19 protein-coding genes are annotated in these 21067 nt (G+C 70.0%); 4 read left to right on the top strand and 15 right to left on the bottom strand.

All coding sequences use genetic code 11. The features are described 5' to 3' along the window. The first annotated feature begins 144 nt into the window (after nucleotides 1-144). Nucleotides 145-597 carry a hypothetical protein gene (locus LK06_RS21975; protein WP_039658004.1) on the top strand — a complete coding sequence of 151 codons (453 nt, stop codon included), beginning with the start codon at nucleotides 145-147 and terminating at the stop codon, nucleotides 595-597. 136 nt (nucleotides 598-733) lie between these two features. Here LK06_RS21975 and LK06_RS21970 read toward each other — a convergent pair whose 3' ends face one another. After that, a complete protein-coding gene (locus LK06_RS21970) occupies nucleotides 734-1861 on the bottom strand; it encodes a bifunctional succinyldiaminopimelate transaminase/glutamate-prephenate aminotransferase (protein ID WP_052318935.1) in 1128 nt (375 codons plus the stop codon). A 121-nt stretch (nucleotides 1862-1982) separates the two neighbouring features. Next, entirely contained in the window at nucleotides 1983-2303 is a 321-nt protein-coding gene (fdxA, locus tag LK06_RS21965; RefSeq protein ID WP_039658003.1) for a ferredoxin, read from the bottom strand. Nucleotides 2304-2443: 140 nt separating this feature from the next. Between fdxA and LK06_RS21960 the strand changes: the two genes are divergently transcribed. Beyond that, nucleotides 2444-3601, top strand: coding sequence for a GNAT family N-acetyltransferase (locus LK06_RS21960; protein ID WP_071659143.1), 1158 nt, complete (start codon nucleotides 2444-2446; stop codon nucleotides 3599-3601). A 29-nt stretch (nucleotides 3602-3630) separates the two neighbouring features. Then, on the top strand, nucleotides 3631-4497 hold the full coding sequence (locus LK06_RS21955; protein WP_039658002.1) for a transglutaminase family protein: 867 nt from the start codon (nucleotides 3631-3633) through the stop codon (nucleotides 4495-4497). 15 nt (nucleotides 4498-4512) lie between these two features. Here LK06_RS21955 and LK06_RS21950 read toward each other — a convergent pair whose 3' ends face one another. The 8 genes from LK06_RS21950 to LK06_RS21915 all read right to left on the bottom strand — a co-directional run bounded on the left by LK06_RS21950 (nucleotide 4513) and on the right by LK06_RS21915 (nucleotide 12704). Then, entirely contained in the window at nucleotides 4513-5127 is a 615-nt protein-coding gene (locus LK06_RS21950) for a response regulator transcription factor (RefSeq protein WP_039658001.1), read from the bottom strand. Nucleotides 5128-5137: 10 nt separating this feature from the next. Beyond that, complete coding sequence (locus LK06_RS21945; RefSeq protein WP_043433727.1) at nucleotides 5138-6316, bottom strand: sensor histidine kinase; 1179 nt, start codon at nucleotides 6314-6316, stop codon at nucleotides 5138-5140. A 5-nt stretch (nucleotides 6317-6321) separates the two neighbouring features. Next, nucleotides 6322-7062, bottom strand: a complete 741-nt coding sequence (locus LK06_RS21940; RefSeq protein ID WP_039658000.1) for an ABC transporter permease — start codon at nucleotides 7060-7062, stop codon at nucleotides 6322-6324. Beyond that, nucleotides 7059-7988, bottom strand: a complete 930-nt coding sequence (locus tag LK06_RS21935; RefSeq protein ID WP_043433721.1) for an ABC transporter ATP-binding protein — start codon at nucleotides 7986-7988, stop codon at nucleotides 7059-7061. Before LK06_RS21935 ends, LK06_RS21940 begins: the two co-directional genes overlap by 4 nt. Before the next feature lie 305 nt (nucleotides 7989-8293). Then, the gene (locus LK06_RS21930; protein ID WP_039657997.1) at nucleotides 8294-10708 is read right to left on the bottom strand and encodes a membrane protein; all 2415 of its coding nucleotides are present in this window, start codon (nucleotides 10706-10708) and stop codon (nucleotides 8294-8296) included. 155 nt (nucleotides 10709-10863) lie between these two features. Next, nucleotides 10864-11280, bottom strand: coding sequence for a DUF6113 family protein (locus tag LK06_RS21925; RefSeq protein ID WP_039657995.1), 417 nt, complete (start codon nucleotides 11278-11280; stop codon nucleotides 10864-10866). Further along, nucleotides 11277-12188: an N-acetyl-1-D-myo-inositol-2-amino-2-deoxy-alpha-D-glucopyranoside deacetylase gene (gene mshB / locus LK06_RS21920; protein ID WP_052270339.1), complete on the bottom strand. Its 912-nt coding sequence runs from the start codon at nucleotides 12186-12188 to the stop codon at nucleotides 11277-11279. Before mshB ends, LK06_RS21925 begins: the two co-directional genes overlap by 4 nt. Nucleotides 12189-12509: 321 nt before the next feature. Next, entirely contained in the window at nucleotides 12510-12704 is a 195-nt protein-coding gene (locus tag LK06_RS21915; RefSeq protein WP_039657993.1) for a hypothetical protein, read from the bottom strand. A gap of 226 nt (nucleotides 12705-12930) precedes the next feature. Here LK06_RS21915 and LK06_RS21910 point away from each other — a divergent pair, with 226 nt between their 5' ends. Further along, nucleotides 12931-15063 carry a S9 family peptidase gene (locus LK06_RS21910; protein WP_039657992.1) on the top strand — a complete coding sequence of 711 codons (2133 nt, stop codon included), beginning with the start codon at nucleotides 12931-12933 and terminating at the stop codon, nucleotides 15061-15063. Between the two features lie 110 nt (nucleotides 15064-15173). Here the strand turns inward: LK06_RS21910 and LK06_RS21905 are convergent, their stop codons facing one another. Genes LK06_RS21905 through LK06_RS21885 form a run of 5 tightly spaced genes read right to left on the bottom strand, consistent with a single transcriptional unit; the run spans nucleotide 15174 to nucleotide 20789 of the window. Next, a complete protein-coding gene (locus tag LK06_RS21905; RefSeq protein ID WP_039657990.1) occupies nucleotides 15174-16271 on the bottom strand; it encodes an ABC transporter ATP-binding protein in 1098 nt (365 codons plus the stop codon). Further along, nucleotides 16255-17238, bottom strand: coding sequence for an ABC transporter ATP-binding protein (locus tag LK06_RS21900; protein WP_039657988.1), 984 nt, complete (start codon nucleotides 17236-17238; stop codon nucleotides 16255-16257). The genes LK06_RS21905 and LK06_RS21900 overlap by 17 nt, the downstream gene beginning before the upstream one ends. 7 nt (nucleotides 17239-17245) lie before the next feature. After that, nucleotides 17246-18238 (bottom strand): ABC transporter permease, encoded by a 993-nt coding sequence (locus tag LK06_RS21895; protein WP_043433719.1) that lies wholly within the window; start codon nucleotides 18236-18238, stop codon nucleotides 17246-17248. Beyond that, on the bottom strand, nucleotides 18231-19154 hold the full coding sequence (locus LK06_RS21890) for an ABC transporter permease (RefSeq protein WP_039657985.1): 924 nt from the start codon (nucleotides 19152-19154) through the stop codon (nucleotides 18231-18233). Before LK06_RS21890 ends, LK06_RS21895 begins: the two co-directional genes overlap by 8 nt. 6 nt (nucleotides 19155-19160) lie before the next feature. Next, nucleotides 19161-20789 (bottom strand): peptide ABC transporter substrate-binding protein, encoded by a 1629-nt coding sequence (locus tag LK06_RS21885; RefSeq protein WP_039657983.1) that lies wholly within the window; start codon nucleotides 20787-20789, stop codon nucleotides 19161-19163. Nucleotides 20790-21067 lie beyond the last annotated feature (278 nt).

Here is a 21067-nt window from a genome sequence, read left to right as displayed (position 1 = left end):
TATCCACAACTGATAATGCGATGCGTTATGCATTCTTTACCGGGGGCGTCCGCAACCTTCGTGGGCTTCGAGCGGTAGTCACGGCGTCCGAGCCCGGAAACGATCCCGGGCGCATCACCGTTCTCTCCCGTCGAATGGAGCATCATGACCCTCCCTCTGACCCGCCGGATCGCCCGTGCCGCGCTGCTCGTCGCAGCGGGAGCGGCTGCCGGGGTCGGTGCGGCCGGCTCCGCCAGTGCGGCCGCGAACCTGCCGGCGGCCACCCCGAACCTGGGCGGCCTGACCGCCCTGGACGGAGCGCACCTCGGCAACACCGTGGACGGTGCCACGCAGAACGCCACCTCGCTCGCCGGCCACGCGGGCGGCAAGGCGGTCGAGCAGGCGGTACCGGCCGCCGGCAAGACAAGCGGTGACACCGTGCAGAAGGCGGCGCCCGTGGCACAGCAGGCCGCGGGGGACACGGCCGGCGCCGCGGGAGGTGTCCTCGGGGACACCGCGGCCGGTGCGACGAAGGGAGGGCTGCCGACGGACTCGCTCACCAAGGGCGGGCTGCCGACATCGTCCCTGCCGTTGAAGGGCCTGCCGCTGGGGGGCTGAGCGCCCGCCACGATGGCCGACGAACGGGGTCCAGGTCTCTTGCTGGGCCCCGTTCGTCGCGTGAGCCCCTGCCGCACGCCGCGCACGGGCAGGGGGGGCGACCCTGCCGGGGAAGGCGACCCTGCCCGGGGGGCGGCTACAAGCGCGCCACCGCCGCGCGCACCCGCTCGTCCGTCGCCGTCAGGGCCACGCGGACGAACCTGTCGCCCGCCTCACCGTAGAAATCGCCCGGCGCGACCAGGATGCCCAGGCCGGCCAGGTGGGAGACGGTGTCCCAGCAGGACTCGTCCCGGGTGGCCCAGAGGTAGAGGCTGGCCTCGCTGTGCTCGATGCGGAAGCCGTGGCCGAGCAGCGCGCCACGCAGGGCCTCGCGGCGGGCCGCGTAGCGCTCGCGCTGCACACGGACGTGTTCGTCGTCGCCCAGGGCCGCCACCGCGGCGGCCTGCGTCGGCGCGGGGGTCATCATGCCGCCGTGCTTGCGGATCTCCAGCAAGGGGCCCAGGACGGTCGGGTCGCCCGCGATGAAGGCGGCACGGTAGCCGGCCAGGTTCGAGCGCTTGGAGAGGGAATGGACGGCCACGACCCCGTCGTAGGAGCCCTCGTTGACGTCGGGGTGCAGGACCGAGACCGGGTCGGCATCCCAGCCCAGCTCCAGGTAGCACTCGTCGGAGACGAGCAGCACGCCGTGCTCGCGGGCCCAGGAGACGATGCCGGCCAGGTCCTCCTTGGACAGGACCCTGCCGGTGGGGTTGGACGGGGAGTTCAGCCAGAGCAGCTTCAGGCCGGACGGGTCCAGCTCGCGCGGGTCGTCGTAGACCTCGTAGTCGGCTCGGGCCAGACGGGCGCCGACCTCGTAGGTCGGGTAGGCCAGGCGCGGGTAGGCCACCTTGTCACCGGGACCGAGGCCGAGCTGGGTCGGCAGCCAGGCCACCAGCTCCTTCGAGCCGACGACCGGCAGGACGTGGTGGTGGGTGACGTCGCGGGCACCCAGGCGGCGCTCCAACCAGCCGGTGATCGCGTCGCGCAGGGCGAGGGTGCCCCACACGGTCGGGTAACCCGGGGAGTCGGCCGCGTCCATCAGGGCCTTCTGGACCAGCTCGGGGACCGGGTCGACCGGAGTGCCGACCGACAGGTCGACGATGCCGTCCGGGTGGGCGGCGGCCGTCTTCTTGTACGGCTCCAGCTTGTCCCAGGGGAAGGCGGGGAGACGGTCGCGGAGCGACTGCCCGTGGGAGGCGGACGGACGGGCGGAGGCTGCGGGCACGGGAATCAGGCTCACTTTCGTCAGTGCGGCAAACGCCTCGGTCCCGTACGGCGGCGATCGGGACGATCGGACCGTACGGGACCGAGGCGGCGCGGTTGCGGGCCGCTTGGCACTCAGACGGTCACTGGGCCTGCGGCGGCAGCGCGGCGATGACGGGGTGGTCGCGTTCGATCAGCCCCAGTTTGCTGGCACCGCCGGGAGACCCCAGCTCGTCGAAGAACTCGACGTTCGCCTTGTAGTAGTCCTTCCACTCCTCCGGAGTGTCGTCCTCGTAGAAGATCGCCTCGACCGGGCAGACCGGCTCACAGGCACCACAGTCGACGCATTCGTCCGGGTGGATGTACAAGGACCGCTGGCCCTCGTAGATGCAGTCGACCGGGCACTCCTCGATGCACGCCTTGTCCTTGACGTCGACACAAGGCTGCGCGATGACATAGGTCACGCTGTCGTTCCTCCTCGATAGGGCGCTGGCGGGCCTCCTCAGGCTCCGCCGCCTGGCGCGCGGGAGCGCGGCGTCGTCGATGCCCGCCCCTAGTATCTCCGTTCCGGAGCATGATCCGAACAGGAGGGGTGAACTGACCGATGGAAATCTCGCCGGCAGGACGTCCAGAAGTCCGTATCACCCCAGCTGACGTGGGAAAACGAGTGTCGGTACGACGCCTGGGCGAACCTGGAGCAACGCAGCAGAAGTTCACCGACACGGTGGGTGTTCTCACATCGTGGAATCATTCCATGCTCATGATCACACAACGGGACGGACGGAGTGTCCGCATCCCGGAGACCACGCTGGTCGCGGGGAAGGTCGTGCCCGCTGCCCCGGCGCGCCGCAGGGGTCCCGCCGCGAGCTACCCGGAACTCGCACGGATCGCCGCGCGCGCGTGGCCCCCGGTGGAGAGCGAGCGGCTCGGCGAGTGGGAGCTGCGGGCAGCGGTTCATCAGGCGTCGCGCGGTGGGGGGCCCTCCGATCCGCCGGCTCCGGAAGGTTCTCCCTGCGGGACGACGTCCGGGCGACGGCTGGGGTTCACCCGGCGGGCCAACAGCGTGCTGCCGCTCGGCGACCCCGGTGTTCCGCTCGACGCGGCCCTGCAGCACGTACGACGCTGGTACAGCGAGCGTGGTCTGCCCACCTACGTCCAGACCGCCACCGGGGCCGAGGGCACGCAGGAGCTGCTGTGCGCGGAGCTGGAGCGGCGCGGCTGGACGCGGGAGGTGACCGCCGGTGTGTGGACCGGCGCCCTCGCCCCGGTCGCGGACCGGGCCGACGGCACGGGAGTGGTCCTGTCCCGCGCGGCGGACGAGGCGTGGCTCGCGCGGTACCAGCGCAAGGGGGTGAGTGAGGTGGCCCTGCGGGTGCTCGGCGGCGGCCCGTCGGTGTGGTTCGCCTCCGTGCCGGGTGCGACGGCCGGTGCGCCGTTGGCGGCGATCGGACGGTGCGTCGTGGACGGACGGTGGGCCGGGTTCGCCGCGGTCGAGGTGGACCCCGCCCGGCGACGGCAGGGACTCGCCACCGAGGTGATGGCTGCGCTCGCCCGGCGCGCGCTGGACGAGGGCGCGTCGGCGGCCTGGCTGCAGGTGGAGGCGGACAACGAAGGAGCCCGAGCGCTCTATGCCGAGCTGGGCTTCGCGCCGCATCACGCGTACCACCATTACCGGGCGCCCGAAGACCGCCCGGACACCGGGCCGGCGCCGGCCGACGGACTGCCGGGTCCGTCCGGTCGGGACGGCGGCGGACGGCAGTAGGAACCGGTGTGGAAGGGCAGGAGTCTGGCATGCATCACCCGAATCTGCCGCCCCCGTACCCGCCTCCGCCGGAACGGTCCGCCGAGGTGCGGCGGCGGTTCGCCGAAGAGGCCCGCTCCGAGCGGCCGGACCTGTCGGCGCTGTGCCTGCTGATCGGTGCTCATGCGGACGGTTCGCTGGACGAGCCCGGAATCGATGCCGCGCAGCTGGAGCTGGACCGACTGGCGGGAGAGTTGCCGTACCGTCCCGGGGGCCCGCACGCATGGGCTGAGGCCGTACGGCGGCTGCTCGGTACGCACCACGGGTTCCACGGGACCGCGGCCGACTACCAGCGGCTGGAGTCCTCGCTGCTGCACGAGGTGCTGCGACGGCGGCGGGGGCTGCCGATCCTGCTGTCCGTGGTGTGGATCGAGGTCGCCCGCAGGGCGGGGGCTCCGGTGTACGGGGTGGCGCTGCCGGGGCACTTCGTGGTCGGGTTCGGGGCCGCGGAGGAGCAGGTGCTGGCCAATCCGTTCGACGGCGGGCGGGTGCTGACCGGCGCCGACACCGAACTGCTCGTGGCCGGGGCCACAGGGGCACCGCTGGATCCCTCGATGCTGGAGCCAGCCGTGGTCATGGACGTCGTCCAACGCGTTCTGAACAACATCCGGGCGTGGGCCGGCGCCCGCCCCGAACGGTCGGATGTCGCCCTGCGAGCCGTGGAGCTGGCCCTGCTGGTGCCCTCGCATCCGGCTCGCCTGCGCTACGAAAGGGCACAGCTGCTCCTGCGGTGCGGGGAGTTCCTTCAGGGCGCCGAAGAAATGGACGCCTACGCCGATCTGATCGAAGTCGTCGACGAGGCGGCGGCCCGGAAAGTACGGCAGCAGGCCCACACCGCGCGGGCGATGCTCAACTGACCCTTCGCCGGGCCGTCACAGCCAGCCCTTCTCCCTGGCCGTCCGCACCGCCTCGGCCCGGTTCCGCACGGCCAGTTTCTGGATGGCTGTGGAGAGGTAGTTGCGGACCGTGCCCTGGGAGAGGTGGAGAGCCTTGGCCAGTTCGGCGTTGGTGGAGCCGTCGGCCGCCGCGCGGAGCACCTCGCGTTCGCGCTCGGTGAGCGGGTTGGCGCCCTCGGCGAGGGCCGCCGCCGCGAGGGTGGGATCGATGACCCGCTCGCCGGCCAGCACCTTGCGGACCGCCTCGGCCAGTTGGGCGGCCGGTGCGTCCTTGACGAGGAACGCGTCCGCGCCCGCCTCCATGGCGCTGCGCAGATAGCCGGGCCGCCCGAAGGTGGTGAGGACGACGAGCTTCACCCGGGGATACTCGCGGTGCACCCGGGCCGCTGCCTCGATGCCGGTGCAGCCCGGCATCTCGATGTCGAGTAGCGCCACGTCCACGCCGTGCGCGCCGACGGCGGCGAGCACTTCGTCCCCACGTGCGACCTGGGCGACGACCTCGATGTCGTCCTCCAGGCCGAGCAGCGCGGCCAGCGCCTCGCGGACCATCGACTGGTCTTCGGCCAGCAGGACCTTGATCGAGCTCGTCATGCCCCGGATCCTACGTCCGCCGGGTGCCCGCGGGCACCCGGGCGACCAGCCGGAACCCGCGCTTGACCCGACCCGCCTCCAGGGTTCCGCCGACCTTCTCCAGACGTTCCGTCAGTCCCGTCAGACCGTTACCCGGACCGGAGCCAGACCCGCCGGATCCGTTGTCCTCGACGCTGAGTTCGACAACCGGCCCGTCCAGGGTCTGGCGGTGTGCCAGCTGGACCAGGCAACGGTCGGCGCCGCTGTGCCGGACCACGTTGGTGACCGCCTCGCGCAGCGTCCAGGCGAGGGCGGACTCGGTCTCCTCGGGAACACCGGCGAGGCCGGGTTCGGCGGGCAACTCGGCGACGACACCGGCAGCGTTCAGGGCGACCTGGGCGCCGGCGAGCTCGACGGCGAGCCGGGGGCGCCGGTATCCGGTGACGGCCTCCCGCACATCGACCAGGGCCTGCCGGCTGACCTGTTCGATGTCGGCGACCTGCTGGGCCGCCTTGCCCGGGTGTCCGGGCAACATGCGGCCGGCCAGCTCGCTCTTCAACGTGATCAGCGAGAGCGAGTGGCCGAGCAGATCGTGCAGGTCACGGGCGAGGCGCAGCCGTTCCTCATTGGCGGCGAGCTGGGCGACGGTGGCCCGTGCCTTGCGCAGCTCCACCGTCGTCCGCACCAGCTGACCGACGCCGACCATCGCGAACCCGATGAGCACGACCAGGACCAGCAGGTTGCCCGCGACCCCCTCGTCGGTGTGCAGTCCGACGAGGTACATCACCACCGCCGTCGCCGGGACCGCCCAGCAGGCCGCCCGCACCGGCAGGGACACCCCGCAGGCCACCGAGAGGTAGACGAAGAGCCCGAGCCACGCGCCGCCGAGGGTGTAGGCCAGGACGAGGGCCAGGATGCCGAGAGCCGCGAGCAGGCCGGTGGCCTGACGTGGGGAGAACGGCCGTCCCATGTGCCGGAAGACAAGCGTCAGGTAGGCCCCGACGAAGACGGTCAGGCCGAGCGAACCGGCCACGGTGGCGACCGTCGTGTGCCGGCAGTCCACCAGGTCGTGGACCGGCGGGCTGAGGTAGATCAGCCACACACCGATCCACAGCGCTCTGATCTTCACCTCGCGCCGGATGCGCAGGCCTCGGCCCGGCCGTACCCGGTTCCCGGTCCGCTGCTCGCGGGTTCCGGGGCCTTCCGTCATCGTGCTCACGCCTTCAGCGTGTCCTTCCGGTACAGCCAGGCCGCACCACCCGCGAAGAGGACGAAGTAGACGGCGAGAATGGCGATGTCCGCCGTGTGCGGGGCCTGGCTCTGTTCGATCGCGCGTCCCAGTGCAGCGTACGCGTGCGTGGGCAGCCACTTGGCGATGTCCTGAAGGATCTGCGGAAAGGTCGTGGACGGCATCCACAGTCCGCCGAGGATCGACAGGCCGAAGTAGACGATCATCGTGATGGGGCGGACCGCGTCCCCGGAGGCGACGTATCCGATGGCGACGCCGAGCGCCGCGAAGACCAGGCTGCCGGCCCAGATGACGCCGGTGAGGGCGAGCCACTGCCACGCGGCGAGGTGGACGTGCTTCAGGGCGGCGGCGGCCAGGAACACCACGATGATGGACGGCAGGCTCACCACGGCGGCACCGGCGGTCTTGGCCAGGACGTAGCCGCGTCCGGGCAGCGAGGTCAGCCGCAGCTGCCGTACCCAGCCGCTCTCGCGTTCCTTGGCGATGCGCTCGCTGTTGCCCATCAGCACCGCGGTCAGAGCGCCGAAGGAGGCCATGGAGACCATGAGGTAGGTGGCGACGGTCAGGCCGCTACCGCCGACCTTCCCCTCCGAGCCGGAACTGCTGGAGAAGATCAGGTAGATGACCGAGGGGTAGAGCACCGAGAAGAACAGGAACTTCTTGTTGCGCAGGGAGCGGATCAGTTCGAGTTTGATGAGGGCGTTCACGACTGCTTGGCCTCCTCGGCCTCGGTGATGGCGACGAAGGCCTGCTCCAGACCGAGACCGGCGACTTCGAGGTTGCGGGGGTAGAGGCCGAGCTTGTAGAGGGCGTGGACGGTCGCGTCGGCGTCGGACGACTGGATGCGCACGGTCTGGCCGGAGACGTCGATCGAGGTCAGGAAGGGCAGCGCGCGCAGGGCGGCCTCGTCGATGGGCCCGTCCAGGTCGAAGGAGATCCGGCGGGCTCCCGCCCTGGCCTTGATCTCGGCGGCCGTCCCGTCCGCGAGGAGCCGGCCGCGGTGCAGCACGAGGACCCGGTCGGCGATGGCGTCGGCCTCTTCGAGGTAGTGGGTGGCGAAGAGCACCGCACGGCCCTGGTCAGCCTGTTCCCGCATGGTGGCCCAGAAGGCCTGGCGGGCGGCGACGTCCATGCCGGTGGTCGGCTCGTCCAGGATGATCAGATCACTGTCACCGGCGGTGGCCAGGGCGAAGCGGACCCGCTGGGCCTGGCCGCCGGAGAGCTTGTTGACCTTGCGGTCGGCGATCTGTGTGATGCCGGCACGGGCCAACACGTCCGTCGGCCGGTACGCCTTGGGATGAAGGGAACAGGCCAGCTTCACCAGTTCGGCGACGGTGACCTCGTCCATCAGGCCGCCGCTCTGCAGCATGGCCCCGACCCGTCCGGCGGTGATCGCTTCGCGCGGGCTGGTGCCGAACACGTTCACCGTGCCGCTGTCGGGGTGCTTGAGCCCGAGCAGCAGGTCGAGCGTGGTGGACTTGCCCGCCCCGTTCGGGCCCAGGAGGGCGACGGTCTCACCGGGGTACAGCCGGAGCGAGAGCCCGTCGACGGCCCGCACGCTGGCGTACGTCTTGGTCACCTGGTCGAAGCCGACCACCGGGGTGGTGGTGGCTGGTGCCGCTGTCGTCGTCATGCCCCCATGCTCGCCGGAAGGGGCCCGGGCCCAGCAGTGTCGGCGGTCCCGAGTGCCGGATGACAGATGTCATACGGATCGGGTGACGGACACGGCGAGGGGGCGTCGCCTGGGACGCCCCCTCGGTGAGGCGGACCAGTGCCGCGGCAGGCGATGCTTGTCCGTCAAGGAGCGGCGTCCGTGCGTACTCTCGGCGTGCTGGCCGGACGTCCTCGTACTGGAGTACTGGAGTACGTGGGCTTCCGGTCGGTGCGGCAAGCGTGCGTACGGACGCCGCGACGGAGCGAACGTCACCTGTTGCGGAACTAGCCAGGGTTGGTGTCGATGACCGCGACCCGGTTGGTCGTGCTCGTCAGCGCCCGACGCAGGGCGAGGTAGACGTCCTGGGGCGTGACGGCCGTCTTCTTGCCGTTGGCACGGGTGATCAGCACCCCGTCGAACGTCTGACCGTAGAGCTGCTGGAGGGCGGCCAGGTCCGGGGCGTCGGTCAGCTTGCCGCCGCTCACCCGCTTGACCCGGAGGAACTTCCACAGCGACTTCTGCGGACTCATCGGGATCGAGTGGGCCGCGTCCGTCTGCACGATCACATTGGCCGACATCGCCGGTCCGGCGAACTCCTTCATCTCCCGGTCGACCTCGGCCTTCGACACCGTGGGCTGTTGGGTGGCCGTCGGCACGGTGACCGGGGTCGCCGTGCCCGTCTCCACCTGGGTCCGGTAGGCCTGTTCGACCACCCGGGCCGAGCGGCCCGGGTCGATGGACTTGCCCGCCTTGCCGTAAACGGCCACGGCCCTGCCCGGTTTGAACTCGATGGTGCCTTCGGTGACCGACCCAGAGCCACCGCCGGCCTGCTGGAGCGCGGCCTGCAGTTTCTCCTCGTCCACCGGCATGACCGGCTCGACCGCGCGCTTCTGCCCGAAGAGGGAGCCGATCACATGGACCGGGTTGTAGTCGCTCTTCGCGGCCGCGCTCACCGTGGCCTGGTAGTCGAACTGAAGGCCGGCGTTCCCCGGCGTGATGGAGACCGTCTTGCCGTCCACGGAGAGCTTCAGCGGCTGGTGCACCCGACTGCCGAAGGCCTCGTCGAGCTTCTTCAGGGCGTCGTCGCGCGTACCACCGCCGATGTCGACGCCGAGCACAGTGGTGCCCTTGGGCACGTCGGTGTGGTTCATCAGGAGTCCGGCGCCGTAGGCACCGCCCGCGACGACGAACACTGCGGCGCCGAGCAGCACCAGCTTGCTGCGACCCTTCTTCTTCGGCTTGGCCCCCGTCTTGGCGCCCGCCTTGGGCGCGGTGGCGGACGGCTCGGGCTTGCGGTCCGTGGACGAGGCCGGACCACCCGAGTGGGAGCCGGGACCGAACGGGGAGTTGCCCGTGTTCGGGATGACCGGGATGCCGCTGGTGACGGTGTGCCCGGAGACGTTGTCGGCGGCCGGGGACTGGTGGCCGGGCGTGCCGGGACCACCTAGGGACGAGGTCTGCGGGGTGAGGACCGCGGTGTCGTCACTGATGCCGCCACCCCCCACGCGCCCAGCGGGTCCGCCGGGTGCCGTACCCGCACTCGCCGGGGCGCCGGGGACACCAACGCCCCGCGGGCCGCCGAAAGTGGCGCCCGCGGGCCCGTCGAAGGGCTCGCCCGGCTCCATGCCGAGGTGACCGGCGGGCGGTGTGAGGGTGCCGTCTCCGGTCACCGGGCCGCTGGTGGGTCCGACCGGCCCCGCTGGACTGCCGGTGATGCCGAGGCCGCCCTGCCCACCCGAGCCGTCAGGATCGCCGGGCCCGGCCGGTCCGCCGGGGCCGTGCGCGCCGGCGGCGTGGCCGAAGCCGTTGTGGCCGCCGGCCCCAGCCATACCGGTGCCGCCGCCGAAGCCGTCATACCCGCTGGTGCCGGCCACCGGCTCGCCCCGACCGGCGAAGCCGTCCTGACCGCCGTTCTCCGAGAAGTACGGCAGGCCGTCCCGGTGCGGTTCGCCGCCGCTGGAGGTGCCGGGGTGAGAACTGCTGCTCCGGGGACCCGCGGCAAGCGCCTCGGTCACGTCGAAGGAACCGGTGCCGCCGCCGTGTCCAGGGGCGACGGGGCCGCCCGTGGCGCCGGGCAGGCCCTTGCCCTTCGTCCCGCCCGGCCGGGTGGTGCCCGGGGCGCTCATGGAACCGACCACCCGGCCGGGACGGGCTGCGCCAGGGCGCCCGCCGGTGGTACCGGCCGTGCCGGGCGCTGCCGGACCGCCCGAACGGGCCTCCGGCGTGCCGGAGGAGGCGGAGGAACCACCGGCGATTCCGGCCCCGTTCGGGCCACCGCCACCCGGACCGCCCTTGGCGGCAGACGACTTACGGGGCGCGAACCAGTCGCTGGTCTTCTCATCGGCCGGAGCCGCAACCGGGGCGGAGGGCTCTGCGGGGGCCTCGGCGCTCCTGGAGGCCGCCTGGGCGGGCGTGGGCCGCGAATCAGCAGCGGACGCATCTCCCTCGACGCCTTCGCCGTCCCCGACGGGCTTGCGTACGACAACCGGCGGAATGGGCCGGGATCCGGGGATGTTGATCCGGATCCGCGTCGTCAGCGTGGTCTCGGTCTTGCGTTCCTCCGGCTGCGTGCCCGAACGGGCCGCGTCCGTACCGTCGTCGGAAGCCATGGGGGTCCCGTAGGGCGGTGTGCCGGAAGGATATGCGGCTCCGCCGCGCCCGTCGGGCCCGGAGGACGGAGTGTCAGTTTCACGACTCAAGGCAGGTTCTCCCAGTTGGCTCCGCCGCCCGTTACCTCACTGCTCGGGCGGCTCGGCGGCGCGCACCACCATACTGGCCGCTTCCGGCACGTATCCCACGACCGCTGAGGAAACCTGCGCCGAACCCCGCACGCTCCCCGCGGCGAAGCGGTACGTCACTTGCCAAGTCGGGCGGGACCACGGCCGGTTTGCCGCCCGCCGACGAGGGTGGCGCAGATCACAGCAAGGGCCATGCCGCCGAACAGGAAGAGGTAGGAGCCCCCCGCGGCACCGAAGAAGAAGTCACCTTCGGGGCGTGCGGTGGTGAGCAGGATGACGGAGACGGTCCAACCGACGGCCGGCGCAACGGCACCGCCCCGACCTTCGGTGGCGTACGCCCCTCCGATGAACAGCCCGGCCGCGCCCGCGAGGGCGAGCAGCAGACCACCGGGGAACCAGGCCGCTTGTACCAGGGTCCCGGCGAAGGCCACGACCGCGCCGAGCAAGAACAGACCGACATAGGCGGCGAACCGCCCGGCGGAGGGCGTCCGCAACGGCTGGGCCAGCGGTGAACCGTGTCCACTGTTGCTCATGATCCCTCCCCGGTGCCGGCATCCATCCCGACGCCGGCGAACAGATCGCTCTCCCCGACCTGCACCTCACCGCGCACCAATTCGTAGTACTCGGTGGTGAAGAGCGGTTGGGCACGGTCGTTGGAGAGCGCGAAGTACGGCTCCGCCACGGCGACCTGGGTGGCATGGGCGCGCATCGCGGCTGCCTTGGCGGCGGCGTACGCGGTTCCGTCGATGACGGTGGTGATCCGCTGGTCGTCCACCACGCCCGGCACCTCGTCGACGGCCGCGCTCTCGCCGAACGGCAGCGCGGGCAGTTCGTCCTTGAGCCGGGCGAAGGCGGCCACGGCGACCGCGCGCGGGACTCGGTTCCAGTAGACCTTCTCGATCCGGTGGCCCCGCTCGGCCGCGAGGTCAATGGCTCGCATGGCGACACGATGGGCCTGGATGTGGTCGGGGTGGCCGTAACCGCCGTTGTCGTCGTAAGTGACCAGGACTTGGGGGCGGACTTCCAGGATGACCTCGACGAGGTGGCTGGCGGCCTCGTCGACATCAGCCTGCCAGAAGCACCCGGGGTCGCCATTGTCCGGAATGCCCATCATCCCGGAGTCGCCGTACCGACCCGCTCCGCCGAGCAGCCGTGCGTCGCCCACGCCCAGCTCACGCACGGCGGCGGCCAGCTCACCGCGCCGGTGCGCGCCGAGCGCGGGGCCGGTCAGGTGCCGCAGCTCCGGCGGGATGACCTCCCCCCGCTCGCCGAGGGTGCAGGTGACCAGGGTCACATGGGCACCCTCGGCCGCGTACCGGGCCATGGTCGCGCCGTTGTTGATCGACTCGTCGTCCGGGTGCGCATGCACCAGCAGCAGACGCCGGGCGGCGCGAGAGGAGGGTTCCCCTTGCCGGAGGCCAGGGGAGGGCAGTTCCGTCATGGGACCACCCTACGAGCCCCTCGTCCTGGCGGCGGCCACCCCTGCCCGCTTCTCCCTCTTGTCTCCCTCATGACCGTCCAGTGCGTGGACGGAGCCCGCGCAAACCGTCCGATCCGGTCGGTGGCGTCCGTCACCTCCACCCCGCCGGTGGGGCGCGCCGCCGCAGACCTCCACCGGTCAGTTCGGCGTCGTGCGCGGTTCCACCGTGTCGCCGCATGGCCCCGGAAGGGGCCGCGGAGCTTCCCACCGGGTGGCGGGAAGCGGCGGAGCGCGACGGCCGACGGCACGGGCGGGAGGCCACGAGTGGCGTCCCGACCGACGTCAGAACTTGATGCTGCCGAGCATGCTGGCAACGTTCGTCGTCAGCTCGCTGATCGTGGGAGCAACGGTGGAGGAGGCGAGATAGAAGCCGAGCAGGACGCACACGATCGCGTGGCCGCCCTTCAGTCCTGACTTCTTGATCAGCAGGAAGACGATGATCGCCAGCAGCACCACCGCCGAAATCGAGAGTGCCACGGCGGCTCACCTCCAAAGGTCCCGGGGACACGGGGATTCTTGACTATGGGGGTTGTGACTCTGCCGTACGTCGTCAGCCGTACGTCAGTTGTAGATCAATAGAGCAAATCCGTGCAGACGCCAGCAGGTTCATACCCACTCAGCGGTAGTGATCATAACTATCCGTACTCGCGCATCGCTCGGCGCACGGCCGCACAAGGGGGCGCATGGCCAATATGGTCGGGGTATGACAACCGAGGTTGATCCCTTCCCCCGCCGGCACGCCCGAACCCAGCGGTTCACGCTCGGCGCGCCGCGTGCCTTCACCGTGGCTCCCGACGGGTCGCGCGTCGCGTTCCTGCGCTCCGGCTCCGGCACCGACCGGGCCAACTCCCTGTGGGTGCTGGATCCACGGGATGGTGCGGAGCGTCTGGCAGCCGATCCGCGCGTCCTGCTCGGCGGCGCCTCCGAAGAGCTCTCGCCGCAGGAGCAGGCGCGTCGGGAACGCAGCCGGGAGGGTGGGGCCGGCATCGTCGGCTACGCCACTGACGCCGCGGTGGAGTTGGCGTCTTTCGCCTTGTCAGGGAGGCTCTTCACGACCGAGCTGCAGGCCGGGACGACGCGTGAACTCCGCGTCCCGGGGCCGGTGATCGACCCACGTCCCTCCCCCGACGGACGGCACATCGCGTATGTCGCCCGGGGCGCCCTGCGGGTCGTGGGCGTCGGCGGAGAAGACGACCGGGCGCTCGGCGGCCCAGAGTCGGCAGAGGTCACCTACGGCCTGGCGGAGTTCGTCGCGGCCGAGGAAATGGGGCGTTCGCGGGGTTTCTGGTGGGCACCGGACGCACGTCGGCTGCTGGTGGCGCGCGTGGACGACACGCCCGTACGGCAATGGTGGATCGCGGACCCCGCCCACCCGGAGCGTGAGCCACGCAACGTCCGGTACCCCGCGGCCGGCACGCCGAACGCGGACGTGCGGCTGTTCCTGTTCGGCCTGGACGGGGAACGCACGGAGGTGCTGTGGGATCGGTCCCGCTATCCATATCTTGCCCATGTGCACTGGTCAGAGGCGGGTGCACCACTACTGCTGGTGCAGGCACGGGATCAGCGCAGCCAGTTGTTCCTGGCGGCGGACCCCACCACGGGGAGCACCCGGATGGTGCACGCCGATGAAGATCCAACTTGGCTTGAACTTTTCCCTGGGGTGCCCTGCTGGAGCCCCTCCGGGCAGCTTGTCCGGATCGCGGACGAGGGTGGCGCACGGGTGCTCGCCGTCGGCGAACGCCCCTTGACCAGCGGGCAGTTGCACATCCGTGCGGTACTGGACGTCGGGGCGGACGACGTACTGGTTTCCGCCTCGGCCGGCGCGGAGGCGGAGGCCGCGGAGATTGGCGAAGTCCATGTGTACCGGGTGAACGAGCTGGGCGTGGAGCGCGTCTCCCAGGAGCCCGGCGTGCACTCGGCGGTGCGCGCTGGGGGCGTGACCGTGTTGGTGACCGCGACACTGGACCGGCCGGGCACCCGCGTCCAGGTGCTGCAGGACGGAAAGCCGGCGGCGACCGTCCGGTCCCACGCTGAAGATCCTGGCGTGTCCCCACGAGTGACGCTCACCGAAGGGGGCGCACGTCGAATTCCGTGCGCCGTGCTTATGCCACGTGACTACCACGGTGACGCTCCCCTGCCCGTTCTCATGGACCCCTACGGCGGTCCGCACGGCCAGCGGGTCACCGCCGCGCACAACGCCCACCTCACCTCCCAGTGGTTCGCCGACCAGGGGTTCGCCGTGATCGTCGCCGACGGCCGGGGCACCCCCGGACGCTCGCCGGCCTGGGAGAAGGCGATCCGGGACGACGTGGCGGCCATCGTGCTCCAGGACCAGGTGGACGCGCTGCACGCCCTCGCCGGAGAGTTCCCGCTGGATCTGGACCGGGTGGCGATCCGGGGCTGGTCCTTCGGCGGCTACCTGGCGGCGCTGGCGGCGTTGCGCCGCCCCGATGTCTTCCACGCGGCGGTGGTCGGCGCACCCGTCACCGACCTGCGGTTGTACGACACCCATTACCAGGAGCGGTACCTCGGCCACCCGGACGAACACCCGGAGGTCTACCGCCGCAACTCGCTGGTCGACGACGCCGGCCTGGTCGACCCGGCCGAGCCGCACCGCCCGATGCTGATCATCCACGGACTGGCAGACGACAATGTGGTCGTCGCCCACTCCCTGCGACTGTCCTCCGCCCTGCTGGCCGCCGGCCGCCCGCACGAGGTCCTGCCGCTGTCCGGGGTGACGCACATGACCCCGCAGGAGACCGTCGCGGAGAACCTGCTGCGGCTGCAGTTGGACTTCCTCCGGCGATCGCTGGCGGACCGGGGCAAAACCCGGTGAACTGCTTTAACACGCGGGCAACTTCACGGAAGCGGTACCGATATACGGACGCGGGAGTCTGAACAGCGTACGGCCGTGCGGGTGCCGTGAACGGGCCGGGATGCGTCATGTCATCCCGGCCCGTTGCCGTTCTCGGCCGCGGGCTCCTGCGACGGCTCCGGCAGGGCCGCGTCCTCGGGCGGCACCACCTTCTTCTCCTCCGCGAAGTGGCAGGCCGAGTCGTGGGCCGCGGGACCGGCGGTGTCCCGGAAGACGGCGGGTACCGCTAGGGCGGGCACCTCCAGGGCGCACCGCTCCTGGGCCTTCCAGCACCGGGTGCGGAAGCGGCAGCCGGAGGGGATGTTCGTCGGGGAGGCGACATCACCCGTGAGGATGATCCGATCACGGTGTTCCCGGGCCTTGGGATCCGGGACCGGTACGGCCGACAGCAGCGCCTGGGTGTAAGGGTGGGTGGGATGGTCGTAGATCTCGGCGTCCCGCCCGGTCTCCACGATCCGGCCCAGGTACATGACGCCGATCCGGTCCGAGATGTGCCGGACGATCGACAGGTCGTGTGCGATGAACACATAGGAGAGGTCGAACTCTGTCTGGAGCCTGTCCAGCAAGTTGATCACCTGGGCCTGCACCGAGACGTCCAGGGCGGACACCGGCTCGTCGGCGACGATGACCTCCGGTCGCAGTGCCAGCCCCCGTGCGATGCCGATGCGCTGACGCTGCCCACCGGAGAACTGGTGCGGGTAGCGGTTGACGTACTCCGGGTTGAGACCGACCACGTCCAGCAGTTCCTGGACCCGGCGGCGCCGGTCGCCCTTCGGCGCCACCTCCGGGTGGATGTCGTACGGCTCTCCCACGATGTCGCCCACCGTCATCCGGGGGTTGAGGGAGGTGTAGGGATCCTGGAAGACCATCTGGATGTTGCGGCGGACGGCCTTGAGCGCCCGGCCGGACAACGTGGTGATGTCCTCGCCCTTGAACCTGATGGCCCCTGCCGTCGGCCGCTCCAGGTTGCAGAGCAGCTTGGCGACCGTCGACTTGCCGCAGCCCGACTCGCCGACGACACCCAAGGTCTCGCCCCTGTTCAGGGTGAAGTCCACGCCGTCGACCGCCTTCACCGCGCCGACCTGCTTCTTGAAGAGGATGCCCTGCATCAGCGGGAAGTGTTTGACGAGGCCGCTGACCTCCAGGACCGGCTCACTGGTCGTGGCCATGCAGGCACTCCCTCCAGAAGTGGCAGGCGCTGCCCCGCTCTTCGGAGACCTCGTAGAGCGGAGGCGGGTCGGTGTGACATACGTCCTGGACCATCGGGCAACGCGGGTTGAAGGAGCAGCCGGGTGGGATGTTCATCAGGTTCGGCGGCAGGCCTTTGATGGCGTACAGCTCCTGCCCCTTCTGGTCCAGGCGGGGGATGGAGTCCAACAGACCGCGGGTGTAGGGGTGGGCCGGCGCCTTGTAGATGTCGTGCACGGGCGCCGACTCGACGATCTTCCCGGCATACATCACCACGATCCGGTCGGCGACGTCCGCGACGACCCCCAGGTCATGCGTGATCAAGACGAGTCCCATGTGGTACTCGCGCTGCAGCTCCGCGAGCAGATCCATGACCTGGGCCTGCACGGTGACGTCCAGGGCGGTGGTCGGCTCGTCGGCGATGATGAGCGCCGGTTCCAGGGCCAGCGCCATGGCGATCATGATGCGCTGGCGCATACCACCGGAGAACTGGTGGGGATAGTCGCGCACCCGCTGTGCGGCGCCCGGGATGCGCACCCGGTCCATCAGTTCCACCGCCCTGGCCCGCGCGTCCTTCTTCGACATGCCCCGGTGCACGACGAACATCTCGCCGAGCTGGTCCCCCACCGAGAGAACGGGGTTGAGCGCCGACAGCGCATCCTGGAAGATCATCGCCATTCCGGCGCCCCGGATCCTGCGCCGTTCCTCCTCCTTCAGTTCGAGCAGGTCCTGCCCCTGGAAGAGGATCTGCCCGTCGGTGATCCTCCCGGGCGGCATGTCCAGGATGCCCATGACGGCCTGCGCGGTGACCGACTTGCCGGAGCCCGACTCGCCGAGCACGGCCAGGGTCTCCCCCGCTTCCACGTGGTAACTGACGCCGTTGACGGCCCGGGCGATCCCGTCCCGGGTGCGGAACTCCACGCGCAGATCGCGCACTTCGAGCAACACGGCACCGTCACCTCAGCTTCGGGTCGAGGGCGTCGCGCACCGCGTCGCCGAGCATGATGAAGGCCAGCACCGTGATCGCCAGGGCCCCGGCGGGCCACAGCAGCGGGTGCGGGGCATTGCGGACGTAGGGGGAGGCGGCGGAGATCTCGATGCCCCAGGAGACGCTGGGTGGTTTGAGCCCGACACCGAGGTAGGACAAGGTCGCCTCCAGGGCGATGTAGGTGCCGAGGGCGATGGTCGCGACCACGATCACGGGCGCTACGGCGTTCGGGGCGATATGCCTGAGCAGGATGCGGGAGTGGGAGGCGCCGAGGGCGCGGGCGGCCTGAACGTAGTCGTTCTGCTTGGCGGTGATGACCGAGCCGCGCGCGATGCGGGAGATCTGCGGCCAACCGAGCAGCACCATGAACCCGATGACCGGCCAGACCGTATTGCTGGTCACCACGGAGAGGAGGACGAGACCGCCGAGGACGACCGGGATGGCGAAGAAGATGTCGGTCATCCGGGACAGGAAGGAGTCCGGCAGCCCGCCGAAGAATCCGGCGAATCCGCCCAGCACCGACCCCAGGACGGCGACCCCGAGCGTGGCCAGCACACCGACCGTCACCGAGGTGCGGGCTCCGTACACGGTCCGCGTGTAGACGTCGCAGCCCTGGCCGTCGAAGCCGAAGGGATGACCCGGCTGGGAACCCTCCTGGGCCTTGGCGAGGTCACAGGTGAGGGGGCTCTGCCAGGTGATGGCGCCGGGCCACAGGGAGATGAAGACCAGGAAGAGGATGACGAGGGCGGAGATGAGGAAGACGGGGTTGCGCCTGAGGTCCCGCCAGGCGTCGGACCACAGGCTGCGCGGCTTGCCCGCCGGCCCACCCCCCTCCGGCCCTCCGGGGGCGGCCGACGGTGGCTGCTCCAGCGTGACCGCCTCGCTGGCTCCGAGGTCCATGGCACCGCCCATGCCGGTGCCGGCGATCGCGCCCTCGGGCTCGTACTGCTGCTCAGGCATAGCGGATCCTCGGGTCGAGTACGGCGTACAAGAGGTCGACGAGCAGGTTTGCGATCAGGAAGACCAGCACCAACACCGTCACGAACCCGACGACCGTCTGGGTGTTCTGCCGCAGGATGCCCTGGTAGAGCTGGTAGCCGACGCCGTGGATGTTGAAGATCCGCTCGGTGACGATCGCGCCGCCCATCAGTGCGCCGATGTCGGCGCCGATGAACGTGATCACGGGGATCAGGGAGTTGCGCAGCAGATGCCGGGTGATGACCCGACGCCGGGGCAGCCCCTTGGCGACCGCCGTGCGGACGTAGTCGGACCTCTTGTTCTCCGCGATGGACGTGCGGGTGAGTCGGGTGACGTAGGCGAGCGACACGGAGGCGAGCACCAGTCCGGGCACGATCAGCTCACCGAAGGTGGCGTCCGGGGAGACGGACGGTTTGATCCAGCCCCAATTGACCCCGAGCAGCAGCTGGAGCAACAGACCGGTGACGAAGGTGGGTACGGAGATCACGATCAGGGTGGCAAGGAGCACCCCGGTGTCGACGGGCCGTCCGCGTTTGAGACCCGTGACGACACCGAGCGTGATCCCGATGACGATCTCGAAGAGGATGGCCACGAGGGTGAGCCGGACGGTGACCGGGAACGCCGAAGCCATCAACTCGGTGACCGGCTGACCATTGAACGCCGTACCGAAGTCTCCGGTGAAGACGTTCCCCATGTAGGTCGCGTACTGCTGCCAGACCGGCTTGTCCAAGCCGAACTCCCGCTTCAGCTGGGCGGCGGTCGCCGGGTCGCAGGCCCGCTCCCCACACAGGCCGGCGATGGGGTCCCCCATCACGTTCACCATGAGGAAGATCAGCAAGGTCGCCCCGATGAACACCGGGATCATCTGCAGCAGTCGCCGGACGACGTAGCGCCCCATGACAGCTCAGCTGACCTTGATCTCGTTGTAGACCGGGACGCTGAACGGATTGAGCGCCACGTTGGACAGCCGCTGGGAGTAGCCCGCGCTGCCGTTCTGGTACCAGAGGGGAATGGCGGCCATGTTGTCCCGGACCACCTCCTCGGCCTGCTGGAAGGTGGACACCGCCTTGGTCGTGTCGGTCTCGGCGTTGGCCTGGTCGACGAGCTTGTCGAACTCCTGGTTGGACCACTGGCCGTCGTTGGAGGAGGCGTTGGTGTAGTAGAGGGGCTGGAGGAAGTTCTGGATGAGCGGGTAGTCCATCTGCCAGCCCGCACGGAACGGACCGGTCATCTTGTGCTGCCCGATCTGGTTGCGGAAGTCGGCGAAGGTGCCGACCGGGTTGCCGACGCAGGCCCGGTTGTTACCGAGGGCGTTGTTGATGGAGTTGCACACGGCGTCCACCCACTGCTTGTGCGAACCGGTGTCCGCGTTGTACGTGATCTTGATCTGCCCGCCGGGCAGTCCGCCGCCCTCCTGGATCAGCTTCTTGGCCTGGGCCGGGTCGTAGTCACAGGCCGAACCGCACAGGCCTTCCTTGTAGCCGCCGTCCTTCCCGAGGACGGGCGAGGTCCAGTCGGTGGCCGGGGTGCGGGTGTTGTTGAAGATCGTCTGGGTGATCTGCTTGCGGTTGATCGCCATGGACAGGCCGGTGCGGACCTTCTCGGCGCCGGACGTGTCCCAGGCCTTGTCGTAGTAGGGGAAGGCGAGGGTCTGGATGATGCCGGCGGGGGTGTTGATGTAGCGGTCGCCGAGGTCGCTCTTGACGTTCTTCAACTGCGAGGCCGGGATGTCGTCGACCAGGTCGAGGTTGCCGGCCAGCAGATCTGTGTAAGCGGTGTTGTTGTCGGTGTAGACCTTGAGGGTCACTCCGCCGTTCTGTGCCTTGTCCTCGCCCGGGTAGCCGTCCCATCTCTTCAGGGACATCTGCGAGCCCTTCGCATAGGACTCGATGGCGTAGGGGCCGTTGCCGATCGGCTTCTTCAGCCAGTTCGCGTGATCGGTGAAGAAGGACTGGGGCAGTGGGTCGAAGGCCGCGTAGCCGAGGGTGTCGGGGAAGCTGGAGAACTTCTGGTTGAGCTTGACGGTGAAGGTGTGGTCGTCCACCACCTTCAGCCCGGACAGGGTGTCGGCGCTCTGCGTACCGCTGGCGGGGTGAACCTGGTCGTAGCCGTCGATGTAGCCGAAGAAGTAGGCGTTCTTCTGGTTGTTCTTCAGGCTCGCCCCGTAGTTCCAGGCGTCCACGAAGGACTGGGCGGTGACCTGCTCCCCGTTGGAGAAGGTCCAGCCGTCCTTGACCTTGATCGTGAAGTTCTGCGAGTCCGTGGTGTCGATGGACTCGGCGAGCCAGTTCTCGGCCTTGCCGCTCTCGGGGTCGTACCTCTTGAGGCCCCGGAAGATCATGTCGAGGACCTTGCCGCCCTGCACCTCATTGGTGTTGGCCGGCTCCAGCGGGTTCTGCGGATCGCCCCAGGAGGAACTGAGCACCGCGTCGTTCCCCCCGCCGCCGCTTGAGCCGCCGCCTCCACAACCGGTGGCGGCGAGCGCCACCGCCGCCGCTCCGGCGACCCATCGGGCGTGCGCGGTTCCACGCATGGCGTGCCTCCTCCGTGAGCATCATTCCGTTACGGGTCAATATCGACGGATAAGGCACATGACGCATGCAGACCGACCGGTTAGTGGGCCTTTGGAGGTGCATGTCATCCAAATGCAGTCATCCCCGAAGGGGGGACCTGGACGATCTTGAACGGGAGGGCGCAACGGATCTTCGGACAACGATGCCAAAACGTTGGATTGCGATGTGTGGATGTACACATTTCGGCACTCCACCGTCCGCATATCGAACCCATTGTCCGTTTGGGTACACTTCGCCC

It is taken from the genome of Streptomyces pluripotens, assembly GCF_000802245.2.
In the GTDB taxonomy this organism is placed as follows: domain Bacteria; phylum Actinomycetota; class Actinomycetes; order Streptomycetales; family Streptomycetaceae; genus Streptomyces; species Streptomyces pluripotens.
This window is presented reverse-complemented; position numbering and strand designations above follow the sequence as displayed.